11 protein-coding genes are annotated in these 11,188 nt (G+C 67.4%); 4 read left to right on the top strand and 7 right to left on the bottom strand.

Going from position 1 to position 11,188, the window contains the following annotated elements:
* Window positions 1–83: 83 nt before the first annotated feature.
* The 6 genes from rpsO to EV191_RS18990 form a co-directional block, all read right to left on the bottom strand.
* Window positions 84–353 carry a 30S ribosomal protein S15 gene (gene rpsO, locus EV191_RS19015; protein ID WP_132878440.1) on the bottom strand — a complete coding sequence of 90 codons (270 nt, stop codon included), beginning with the start codon at window positions 351–353 and terminating at the stop codon, window positions 84–86.
* A gap of 247 nt (window positions 354–600) precedes the next feature.
* Window positions 601–1,083 (bottom strand): helix-turn-helix domain-containing protein, encoded by a 483-nt coding sequence (locus EV191_RS19010; protein ID WP_132878439.1) that lies wholly within the window; start codon window positions 1,081–1,083, stop codon window positions 601–603.
* A gap of 129 nt (window positions 1,084–1,212) precedes the next feature.
* Window positions 1,213–2,196 (bottom strand): bifunctional riboflavin kinase/FAD synthetase, encoded by a 984-nt coding sequence (locus EV191_RS19005; RefSeq protein WP_132878438.1) that lies wholly within the window; start codon window positions 2,194–2,196, stop codon window positions 1,213–1,215.
* A 50-nt stretch (window positions 2,197–2,246) separates the two neighbouring features.
* Window positions 2,247–3,158 carry a tRNA pseudouridine(55) synthase TruB gene (gene truB / locus EV191_RS19000; protein WP_132878437.1) on the bottom strand — a complete coding sequence of 304 codons (912 nt, stop codon included), beginning with the start codon at window positions 3,156–3,158 and terminating at the stop codon, window positions 2,247–2,249.
* A gap of 54 nt (window positions 3,159–3,212) precedes the next feature.
* A complete protein-coding gene (locus EV191_RS18995) occupies window positions 3,213–4,568 on the bottom strand; it encodes an MFS transporter (protein WP_132878436.1) in 1,356 nt (451 codons plus the stop codon).
* A 215-nt stretch (window positions 4,569–4,783) separates the two neighbouring features.
* Window positions 4,784–5,494: a hypothetical protein gene (locus EV191_RS18990; protein WP_132878435.1), complete on the bottom strand. Its 711-nt coding sequence runs from the start codon at window positions 5,492–5,494 to the stop codon at window positions 4,784–4,786.
* A 282-nt stretch (window positions 5,495–5,776) separates the two neighbouring features.
* On the opposite strand from EV191_RS18990, the gene EV191_RS18985 reads away from it, so the two are divergent.
* From EV191_RS18985 to EV191_RS18975, 3 genes are all read left to right on the top strand, one after another.
* Window positions 5,777–6,376 carry a biotin transporter BioY gene (locus tag EV191_RS18985; RefSeq protein WP_132878434.1) on the top strand — a complete coding sequence of 200 codons (600 nt, stop codon included), beginning with the start codon at window positions 5,777–5,779 and terminating at the stop codon, window positions 6,374–6,376.
* Between the two features lie 157 nt (window positions 6,377–6,533).
* On the top strand, window positions 6,534–8,606 hold the full coding sequence (locus tag EV191_RS18980) for an ATP-dependent DNA helicase (protein ID WP_243659061.1): 2,073 nt from the start codon (window positions 6,534–6,536) through the stop codon (window positions 8,604–8,606).
* Between the two features lie 37 nt (window positions 8,607–8,643).
* A complete protein-coding gene (locus tag EV191_RS18975; RefSeq protein WP_243659054.1) occupies window positions 8,644–8,970 on the top strand; it encodes a hypothetical protein in 327 nt (108 codons plus the stop codon).
* 50 nt (window positions 8,971–9,020) lie between these two features.
* Here the strand turns inward: EV191_RS18975 and EV191_RS18970 are convergent, their stop codons facing one another.
* Window positions 9,021–10,028: an SDR family NAD(P)-dependent oxidoreductase gene (locus EV191_RS18970; protein ID WP_132878432.1), complete on the bottom strand. Its 1,008-nt coding sequence runs from the start codon at window positions 10,026–10,028 to the stop codon at window positions 9,021–9,023.
* Window positions 10,029–10,101: 73 nt separating this feature from the next.
* Here EV191_RS18970 and EV191_RS18965 point away from each other — a divergent pair, with 73 nt between their 5' ends.
* The gene (locus EV191_RS18965) at window positions 10,102–11,037 is read left to right on the top strand and encodes an AraC family transcriptional regulator (protein WP_132878431.1); all 936 of its coding nucleotides are present in this window, start codon (window positions 10,102–10,104) and stop codon (window positions 11,035–11,037) included.
* The last annotated feature ends 151 nt before the right edge of the window (window positions 11,038–11,188 follow it).

The following is an 11,188-nucleotide window of genomic DNA, read 5'->3' as shown; positions in this document are numbered from 1 at the left end:
CCCGAACGGCGCGTGGCCCTCTTGTCTTGTTCAATTACCGCGAAGGGGGAACCTCGTCGCGAGGATCCCCCTTCGTCAGTGTCTCACCGGCGCAAACCGAGGCGCTGAATCAGCGAGCGATAGCGGTTCACGTCCAGCTTTCGCACGTAGTTGAGCAACCGGCGGCGACGGCCGACCAGTAGCAACAGGCCCCGCCGCGAGTGGTGGTCCTGTTTGTGCACCTTCAGGTGCTCAGTGAGCCCGGTAATGCGCTTGGTCAGCAGCGCGACCTGGGCCTCCGGCGAACCGGTGTCGCCATCCTTGAGCCCGTACTCGCTCAGGACAGCCTGCTTCTCTTCGGTGGACAGTGCCACTCGTGATCTCCTCAGTATCAGTGCCGTGCGGGCCCCGCGCGGTGTTGCCACGGGGCAAGTCGGTACCGGCCGCCACGGACCGCAGCCAGACCCAGATCGCAGGGTAGCAGGCCAGGTTGTTTTGGCTGCGCATGGCCCAGTTCGTCAGCGCACCTCGGCACGTCGACGCGGCGATGCTCCCGACCATCCCCGCGTTCGCCTGAAGCACCCCAGATATCGCCCAGCGTCATCGCCGCGCCACGGATGGTCAGAAATCCTCCCCGGCCCTGCGCACCAGATCGGCGAGTGCCGGAAAGTCATCGTCAAGCAGCCGAGCAGCCTTGTCCAGATCCCCGTCCTCCTCAATGGCTTCCTTGAGCACCGTCAGCACGACCGCATCATCCGGGCTCGACCCCACCGGCACGCTGTCCCGCCCCACGGTCGGCCGCGACTGCCGCACCTCTTCCAACACCCCATGCAGCGCCTCGCGCTCCCCGGAGACCACCTCCGGCGTCAGCACCTTGCGCTCGAGCATGATCATCCTGGCCAGCACGGCGGGGTTGCCGATCTTGGCGCGACGACCGCTCATGACCTGGCTGAGCATCGGCGCGCTGATACCAAGAACCTCGGCGAGGTTCGCCTGGGACACGTCGAATGCCACGACCAGGCGACGCACCCGATCCCCTAGCGGCTCGCCGTACCACTCCCGCTGCAGAGCCAGATTGCGCTGGACGACCTTTTGCTCCTCCACGTTGTCCTCTCCCCTCGGTGCGGACACACCGGGCATCTTGCCAGGGGACGCCGCTCACCACGCCGAATTCCTAGAGTTCCTGGCCGGACATTCACCCGCATCCCCCAATCGGTGGCACCGGCTCCGCCGTCACTCGGGCGGGGAAACCAATTCCCGAGTACGCCGGACATCATCGTCCATCCGCTCGATCAGCGCATCCGGTGAGTCGAACCGCTCCTGATCACGCAGCCTGGCGATGAAGTCGAGCGCCACGTGCTGGCCGTAGAAGTCCGCGTCCACATCCAACACATAGGCCTCAACCCGGCGCTCCCGCCCGGAAAACGTCGGGTTCGTACCAACCGACACGGCGGCGGTCAGTGCCGCCCGGTCTTCGGCGAGCGGCAGGAATCGGCAGGCGTACACGCCATCCGAAGGAATGGCCGAATGACGCGGCGGGCTCAGGTTCGCCGTCGGGTACCCCAATTCGTGGCCACGGCCATCACCGCGCACCACGATCCCCTCGACCCGGTGCGGGCGGCCAAGCGCCACCGCGGCCGCCGCGACATCGCCCGCGTCGATACACGAGCGGACGTAGGTGGACGAGTAGGTAATCATCGCCTCGGCGGCGGGGGCAGCCACACCGTCGCGCGCGGGCAGCGGAGCATGCACCAGTTCGGCGCCCTCCACCACGAACCCGAACCGCTGGCCGAGCCGCCGCAACAGCTCCACATTGCCCTTGGCCCCCGCACCGAAGCGAAAGTTCTCGCCGACCACCACGGTGTCCACATGCAAGTGTTCAACCAGGATCTCGTGGACGAATTCATCCGCCGACAGACGGGAAAGTTCGAGAGTGAACGGGAGTACGCAGAGCACGTCCACCCCGAGCTGTTCGAGTAACTCGGCCTTGCGGCGCAGCGTCGTCAGTTGCGCCGGATGACTTCCCGGACGCACGACCTCGGCCGGATGCGGGTCGAAGGTGAGGACCACACTCGGCAGGCCTTGCCGTCGAGCGATCTCCACCGCACGGTTGATCAGGGTCTGGTGACCGCGATGCACTCCGTCGAACACCCCGATGGTGACCACGCAGCGGCCCCAGCTACCGGGCAATTGCTCCAGTCCACGCCAGCGTTGCACGGCGTTCAGCGTACGACCACCGCCGGCTGGCGGCACCGCCGGTGGCGTATTCACCGTGGCGCCAGCACAACCAGGGGTTTCGCCAGGCCCTCGACATCGCGCGCCAGCGCGAGCGCTGACCCGTCCGGACCGAAGATCCCGTAGGTACCCGCGAGCCCGCTTGCCGGCAGCCACTTCCCATGGCCGACGGCCTCGGCTTCGGCCGCCGAAACGTCCCTGCGACCGAAGGCCGCCGCGACCGCGGCACTGAGGTCGTGGGTCAGCTCGGGTTGCTCGGCCAACTGCTCAAGCGTGCGAGCCGAGCGCAGTTCGAATGGACCAACCTTGGTTCGACACAACGCGGCGAGGTGGCCACCGACGCCGAGCCGCGCGCCGAGGTCTCTGGCCAGTGCCCGGACGTAGGTGCCGGAGGAACATTCCACGGCGGCGTCCAGCTCGAGCGTCCCCGCTTCGCGGCGTTGCCCGAGCAGATCGAACCGATACACCTCGACCGGGCGAGCCGGCAGGTCGACCACTTCACCGTCGCGTACTCGGGCATAGGCGCGTTTCCCCGCGACCTTGACCGCGCTCACCGCGCTCGGCACCTGCTCGATCGACCCGGTCAGCGCGCCGATACCGCTCACGATCGACGCGTCGGTCACCTCATCCAGTTCCGCTGCCGACGCGGTGCGCGTGACGTCGCCCTCGGCATCATCGGTATCGGTACTCGCGCCGAGCCGGATGGTCGCCAGATAGGTCTTGCGGTCCAGCGTCAGGTGCCCGAGCAGTTTGGTCGCGCGCTCGATGCCAAGCACCAGCACGCCGGTGGCCATCGGATCGAGCGTGCCGGCGTGCCCCACCTTCCGCGTGCCGATGATCTTACGAACCTTGGCCACCACATCATGCGAGGTCATCCCCGCTGGCTTGGCCACAATGAGCAGGCCAGGCGAGGGAGCGGGTCGGGAGGATTGCTGACGAGCCACGGGCGCATATCTTGCCACCGCCCGCCGGCCATCCCCGGATCGCGTCGTTTCGGCTCAGCCCGAAGCGGCGACTCGCTCCCGGGTCGCCGGAACCGGCGTTGCCTCGCTGTCCCAGCGTCGCCGGCGTAGCTGCACCGGAACCAGTTCGCCGCGTTCCTGCGCGGCCAGCACCACCGCCCGGCACCTGCGCCACCAGACCGCCACCCGCCAGCTACCGAATAGCAGCGCGACCACAACGGACAGCAGCGCGATCCGAAAGCCAGCCGGGGCACCGAGCGGGCCGGTGAGCTGCACCAGCACGCCGACGAGCAGGGTGGTCACCGTGGTGGCGAGGAAGCCGCCGGAATTGACCACTCCGCTGGCCAGACCCACCCTGCGGACCGGGTTGTAGTCCTTGGCCAGCGCGAATCCGATCATGGAAACGGGGCCGCCGAGCGAGAGGAACGCGAAAAGCACGGCCAGCGCGGCGGTCGGCAACGTGCCTGGCCAGCTGAGCAGCACGGCCCATGCCACCAGCGCGCCGGAAAGGTACAGCGATACCAGCGGAACCCGCAGGCCGGGGCGCCGGCCGATCGCCGTGCCCAGAATCGGGCCGCCCAGCATGGAGCCGAACACGAACACGATCAGCATCCCGCTCGCCGCCTGCGCGTCCATCCCCTGCGCGCGAACCAGGTACGGCACACCCCAGACGAGGGTGAGCACGTTCGGCCCGAACATCGTCGCGAAATGCACCCAGAAGCCAAGCCGCGTACCGGGTATCCGCCACGCTTGGCGCAGCTGTCGCAGGATCGAGCCCGGCGAGATACGTTCCACTGGCGTCGGCGGCACCCCGGCCGGCCGATCGCGCAGCCGCAGCGCGACAACCATCGCGAAACCGGTGGTGACCGCGCCAGCCACCACGAAGACCGCCGTCCAGCCGGGGCCGGCGAGCAGCGCGGCCAGCGGCGCGGTCGCGACCAGGTTGCCGACGAAACCAAGCGCGCCGGTCACCGACATCAGTACGGGATAGCGCCGGGCCGAGAAGTGCGCGGCCACCAGTCGCAGCACGCTGACGAAGGTCATCGCGTCGCCGAGACCGAGCACTCCCCTTGCCAGCAGGCCGAGCGGGTAGGAGTCGGCGATGGCGAAAAGCAGCTGGCCAATACCGAGCAGGGTGGCGGCAAGCGTGATGATCTTTCGTGGGCCGAACCGGTCCACCAGGATTCCGGTCGGGATCTGCATGGCCGCGTAGACGCCGACCTGTAGCACGGTGAAGCTGCCGAGCGCGGCCGCGCCGACGCCAAACCGCTCCTGTGCCTCCAGTCCGGCCACGCCGAACGACGTTCGATGGAACACGGCGAGGAAATAGACCGTTGCCGCGATCCCCCAGATTGTCAGCGCCCGGCGATTGCTGCCCTCGGCCGACGACACGTCCGTCCTCCCCACTCAACGCATGCCGCGACCAGAATCGTTGGTATCCGTTCGTGTCGTGAGACGGAAACCCGGATCAGTAACAGCACGATGCAAACTGGCAACTCGTTCGCATGGTTTATCGCCAGCAGGTTACGAAATGATTCCGGATCTGGGCGTTAGCCCGAACACACCTGGACGTGGCCAGGTACTATGCCTGCCTTTTGCCGCATTTCTCACCCGACTGGCTGGCAGGTCACACTGCCCAGTTCGACCTCGCCGGTGACCGGCCCGCCTTCCGGGAACAGTTCGATCCGCACGGTGTTCACGGTCAGCTCACCGGTCGGCGGCTCCGGCACGATGGACTCGTTGAGCACGATCTTGGCCATCGGCGGGTCGCCTTCGTTCGCGCCGGGCACCAGCACCGTGTGGTTGGGCGGGATCTCCTCGGGCACCTGGAAACCGCGGACACCGCCGACGGTCATCCGTGCCGTGCTGCCGTTTTCGACGGTTGAGCAGCTCGATGAATAGGTGCGCACGCCCAGCTCCGGGCCGCCATATTCGGTGAGCGCGTCCAGCGTGAACCGCCGACCCTCGGTCCACGCGGTAACCGTGCCGTCCTCGTTCGGCGCGCACCCGGTGCGCGCGCTTCCGTAGCTGACCAGATCGCCGACCTGGACGCCACGGGTGTCGTTCGCCTGCTCCCCGCTCACCGCGCAGGGTGCGATCGGCGGTTCGGTCACCTGTTCCCCGTCCACCACGAGATTGACCCTGCCGATCGCGGCAGTGGCGTCGGGGTCGGCCGCGCGGGCGGCTCGCGCGTCGGTCGAATCAGGTGCCGTCGGGTCCGGCGCCGTCGAGCCCAGGGCCGTGGCCTGCGCCGCGGGCGCGATCACCAACGCCGCTACCGCTCCCACCACCACTGTCGCCACACTGCTCGCCCGCATCGGTCACTCCATTTCGCGCAATCGCCGTCCAGTACCTCGGTCCGAGCATCGACCACTGGACACGGCCAGCTGAACCGATCAGACGCGATGCCACCCGGTCGAGTCTGGACACACCGTCACTGACCACGGATCGTCACTACCAGTCCGTTGGCTCGACTCCGATAGTGAGTCCTGCTACGTCCGGTTCCACGACCATCTCGCGCCGATTAACCTGCCCCCATCCGCACTCGCTAGCCGGCGGCCACCACGCAGCCGAGTCTTGCCCAGGAGGTCGAGGTAACCGTGTCCGCTCTTCCGCTCGCGTCCCGTGGCGCCGTACTCGCCGACGCTCTGCCAAGCCGAGCCCTGCCCAGTACCGCCGTGCGGAATATCGCGCTGGTCGCTGGTGGTGCGGCGCTGACCGGGGTGGCTGCCCAGGTAGTCCTGCCGGTTCCGGGCAGCCCGGTCCCGATCACCGGACAGACTTTCGCCGCGCTGCTCGTCGGCGCCGCCCTCGGCTGGCGCCGTGGTGCCGCCGCCATGCTGCTGTACTTGCTCGTCGGCGCGGCTGGGGTGCCCTGGTTCAACGAGGGCAGCGCTGGCCTGACTGGGGCGAGCGCGGGCTACATCGTCGGTTTCGTGCTCGCCGGTGCTCTGGTTGGCGCGCTGGCCGCCCGTGGCGGCGACCGTACGCCGCTGCGCACGGCGGGCACCATGGTGCTCGGCAACCTGGCCATCTACGCGGTCGGTGTGCCCTGGCTGATGGCCTCGGCCGGGGTCGGGCTCGCTGGTGGGCTGGCCATGGGGGTCGTCCCGTTCCTACTCGGGGACGCGGTGAAGGTGCTACTCGCGGCTGGGTTGTTGCCCGCGGCGTGGGCACTGACGCGGCGCGGCGAACGCTAAGGCACCGCCACGCTGGACCCGGCGTGGCTAGCCGCCACGCGGTATCCACGCGGTCCGCGGACGAGCCGTCGCCGGTAGCCGGTACGGTCTGCCCGTGCCCGAAACCGACACCCCACCCGCTCCCGCGGAGCGGGCGAAACCAGCGGCACGCCCTGGACTGCCGAGCGTGCGTGAGCTGTTGGGCACGGCGGTCGAGGGCCTCGGCGGCACCGAACGCACCGGTCAGATCGAGATGGCCGAGGCGGTCAGCAACGCCATCCGTACTGGTCAGCACCTCGCGGTGCAGGCAGGCACCGGAACGGGTAAGTCACTCGGATACCTGGTACCTGCCATCCGGCACGCGGTGGAACGCGAGGCCACGGTGGTGGTCTCCACCGCAACCATCGCCCTGCAGCGTCAGCTCGTGGACCGTGACCTCCCTCGGCTGGCCACGACGCTGCGCTCCACCCTCGGGCGCACACCGACCTTCGCGATCCTGAAAGGGCGGCGCAACTACCTGTGCCTGCACCGGCTGGACACCGGCGCTCCCGAGGAGCCTGACGATCAGTCGCTTTTCGATCCGTTCGCCGTCTCGGCGCTCGGGAAGCAGGTGCGCCGGCTCCACGAATGGGCCGAGCAGACGAGTACCGGTGACCGCGATGAGCTGGTGCCCGGGGTCACCGAGCTGGCCTGGCGACAGGTGTCGGTATCCGCGAAAGAATGTCTCGGCGCGACCCGTTGCCCGGTGGGCAATGACTGTTTCGCGGAACTGGCCAGAGCGGAGGCTGGACGCGCGGACATCGTGGTCACCAACCATGCCCTGCTGGCGATCGACGCGCTGCAGGAGTACCAGGTGCTGCCCGAGCACGATCTCGTCGTCATCGACGAGGCGCATGACCTCGTAGACCGGGTGACCTCGGCGGCCACTGCCGAACTGACCAGCACCATGGTGACGGCGGCGGTACGCCGCTGCGGCAGGTTGATCGACCAGGCGATCACCGATCAGCTCGCGGAATCCGCCGAGGGATTCGGGCTGGTACTCGACGAGGTCCCGGCTGGCCGGATGGACGCGCTTGATCAACCGGTCGAGGGCGCGCTGCGCGCGGTGCGGGATGCCGCACATGCCTGTATCACCGCGATCGGGCCCGAGCGACGCCAGGAAGCCGAGGATGCTAGCCGGCGCAAGCTCGCCCTCGCCCTGCTGGACGAGGTGCATGACACCGCGGTGCGGCTACTCGACGCCTTCGATGCGGACACCAGTCAGCGCTACGACGTGGTGTGGCGTTCCGGCGAGCCAGCACCGCGCCTGCCGGCACTCCGGGTCGCGCCGTTGAGCGTGTCCGGTCTGTTGCGCGAGCGGCTGTTCGCCCAGCGGACCACGGTGCTCACCTCCGCGACACTGGCCCTCGGCGGCTCCTTCGACGTACTTGCCCGGCAATGGGGGCTGCCCCCCACCTCGCCTGCCGAGCCACGCCCCCCGGAAGGGACCGCGACCGCCAAAGCACCACCCTCCGATCAGTCAGTTCCACAGTGGACCGGCATTGACGTCGGATCACCGTTCGACCATGGCCGAAGCGCGATCCTCTACGTGGCAAGGCAGCTGCCGCCGCCGGGCAGGGACGGCCTTCCCGAGTCCTATCTGGACGAATTGGCTTCGCTTGTGGAGGCCGCAAGGGGCCGCACGCTCGGCCTGTTCTCCTCGATGCGAGCCGCCAAGCAGGCCACCGAGGCACTCCGCGATCGGCTGAGCTATCCGGTGCTCTGCCAGGGCGATGACGCAACTGGTCTGCTCGTCCGGCAGTTCGCGGACGAGCAGACCAGTTGCCTGTTCGGCACCTTGTCGCTGTGGCAGGGCGTGGATGTGCCGGGCTCGGCGCTGCAGCTCGTGGTGATGGACCGCATACCGTTTCCCCGGCCGGACGATCCGCTCGCCTCGGCGCGCCAGCGTGCCGTGGAAGCCCGTGGCGGCAACGGTTTTCTCACCGTTGCCGCCACGCACGCGGCGCTGCTGCTCGCGCAGGGCGCGGGGCGACTACTGCGCTCGAGTACCGACCGGGGCGTGGTCGCGGTGCTGGATCCACGCTTGGCGACCGCGCGGTACGGATCGTTCCTGCGTGCCTCGTTACCGCCTTTTTGGGAGACAACCGATCCGGACGTGGTGCGTGGCGCGCTGCGTCGGTTGGCGGATGCCGCGGCGTCCGCAAAACCGGAAGCACCAAGCGGGTCGGCGAACGCCGGACCGAGCAAGTAACCGACCCGAAGAAGTAAGATCGACAGTGGAGGGTTCCGTGTCCAGTGGTGGCAGGCGAACCGAGATCGTCGTTGACGACGCCGGGGTACGCCGAGAACTAGCGGATGGCTCGCAGGAATCGGTTTCCTGGGATGATCTGCGCCGGGTAGGTATTCGTACTATCCCGGATGGACCGTGGGACGAGGATGTGTTCTTCCTACTCGAAGGGGAAAACGGGACGGGTTGCGCCGTACCGAGCGGGCACCCGTCGGCCAACGCGCTGATGTCCAAACTGCAAGTGTTGCCCGGCTTCGACAATGACGTCTTCGTCGAAGCGATGACGACGACCGACGACGCCCTGTTCATTTGCTGGCAGCGCACCTAGGTGCCGTCCTCGGCGCGGCAGCGTGTGGGGCTTGCAGAAGGCGATGACACTTAGCTGAATCTCATCGGGGCACTGAGAAGTTGTTCGCTCAGTTCCCAAAAGCGTTGCGCTGATCGTGGATCGATGGAGTGTGACATGACCTCGGAGGGGGGCTCGATGGCGGACATCGGTCGTGGCTCGTCGTCCAGCGGCGAGATGTCGTTGTCTTTGAGGTAGACGCCACCGATCTCGGTGAGCAGCGGGCTGGTCGCGGCGAACACGATGGTGCTGGCTCCTTGTTGCGGTGTCTTCTTTCCGTGTTCGGGGTCGATGACCGGTCGGCCGGATTCATCGATCAGGCCTTCGGCGCGATGGGCCTCCTCGCCCGCTGCGCTGTTCAGGCCGGTGCCGATGACGACACCCGGATGAGCGGCGTAACCGCGGATGCCATCGGCGGCCCATCGGCGGTCGAGTTCGACTGCGAACAGGACGTTGGCGGTCTTGGACTGGGCGTAGGCGAGACGGGGCGAGTACTCGGTGATCTGGAAGTTCGGGTCATCCCACAGGATGTCGGAGAACCGCTGTGCTCCAGAGGTCACATTGACCACCCGGGCGCCGTGAGCCGTGCGTAGCGATGGGAGCAGGGCCAGGGTGAGCTGGAAGTGACCGAGGTGGTTGGTCGCGAACTGCGCCTCGTATCCGCGGGCGTCCCGGACCAGTTCCCGAGGTGGCATGCCGGCGTTGTTGATCAGAATGTGCAGTGGTCGTCCGGAATCGACGAATCGAGTAGCGAAGGCGTCGATCGAGGCCGGATCGAGGAGATCCAGCCGACCGATCTCAACGCGCTCGATCCCCGCCAGCGCGGCTGCTGCGCGTTCCGGATTTCGTGAGCCGACGGTCACCGAGGCGCCGGCCCGGCTCAGCGTGCGCGTGGTCTCCAGACCGAGCCCGGCATGGCCGCCGGTGATGAGAACGTTCCTGCCCGAGAGGTCGATGCCAGCCAGGACGTCCTCCGCTGTCGAGGAAGCGGTGAAGCCCGAGCTGATGGGGTGTTGCTTGTGCGCGATGTTCTTTGTCATACCACCATCCTCGGCGGTCCGGTCCGTACTGTGAATGATTGTGCGTCCCATTTTCTTGTGCGAGAGTACGAATATGACTGTGGATCGTCTGTCCGAGGTGCTTGACATCGTGGAGGTCCGTGGCGTGCTCTCCGGCGGTTTTGCTGCGCGCGGCCGGTGGTTCACCCGCGGTGAGGTCCACATCCCGCTGAAGTTCATCGCTGTGGTGTGCGGTCAGGCCAGGCTCACCACAGACGGCGTTGCCGCCCCGATCCCGATGGGGTCTGGAGACGTTGCCATCCTGAACGACAGATCATGGCTGGAACTCGAAGGCGGCACCGGCGACGGACCGCGGCACGAGATCCTGCCCGAGGAGGATTTCTCCTCCGCCCGGCTCGCCGCGGCGGATCGTGAGACGGACGATGTCGTGGTGGGCGGTCGTATCGACCTCACTCCTGCTGGTAGAGCAATGCTGCTGAACGTCCTGCCACCAGTGACGCACATTGAAGCATCGACGGTGGATGTGACGTCCCTGCGCGACAGCCTTCACAGTCTTCTCGATGAGGTGACTGGACGGAGGTTCGGTTCAGCGTTCGCGATCCGACAGCACGGTCAACTACTGCTGCTCGAGGTGCTGCGCGCCTACGCAGGCCGGGCCGATCTGCCCCCGGGATGGCTCAGCGTTCTCAAGGACGAGCGACTGCGGCCCGCCCTCGATCTCATGCATGACCACCCGGAGAAGCCATGGGGCCTGCACGACCTCGCCCTCGCCACGGCCATGTCGCGCACATCGTTCGCTCAGCGCTTCCGTCAGGCGGCGGGTATCCCACCGCTGACCTACCTCAACCACTGGCGCATGGTGCTCGCCCAGCGTGCACTGCGAGACGGCGACGCCCGGGTCGCGTCTCTTGCCGCAGATCTGGGCTATGCGTCTGAGAGCGCCTTCAGCGCGGCGTTCAGGCGCGTGGTCGGACAATCTCCCCTTCGGTATCGGCGTCGTGTGCGTGCCGATCAGCTCGTTCCGGGTTGAGCTAAGAGGGCTGGTCGCTGCTGCGGCCGGATGGGATTCGTGAGCTCGGTCAATGCCTGTGCCGTCTGGTGAGACCGAGCTAATAGCTCAGCTAGGGGCGTGTCCGAAAAGGTGGGGAACTCGTCCTTGCGGACATCCGGTAGCCGGATGA

The organism is Tamaricihabitans halophyticus (assembly GCF_004340875.1).
Taxonomy (GTDB): Bacteria; Actinomycetota; Actinomycetes; order Mycobacteriales; family Pseudonocardiaceae; genus Tamaricihabitans; species Tamaricihabitans halophyticus.
Note: the sequence above shows the minus strand (reverse complement) of the source record. Positions and strands in the feature narration are given on the sequence as shown.

Bases quoted from the DNA above. Each gene is read 5' to 3' on its own strand.
- EV191_RS18990 (WP_132878435.1), bottom strand. From the start codon at position 5,494: ATGCGGGCGAGCAGTGTGGCGACAGTGGTGGTGGGAGCGGTAGCGGCG.
- EV191_RS18970 (WP_132878432.1), bottom strand. From the start codon at position 10,028: ATGACAAAGAACATCGCGCACAAGCAACACCCCATCAGCTCGGGCTTC.
- EV191_RS18965 (WP_132878431.1), top strand. From the start codon at position 10,102: ATGACTGTGGATCGTCTGTCCGAGGTGCTTGACATCGTGGAGGTCCGT.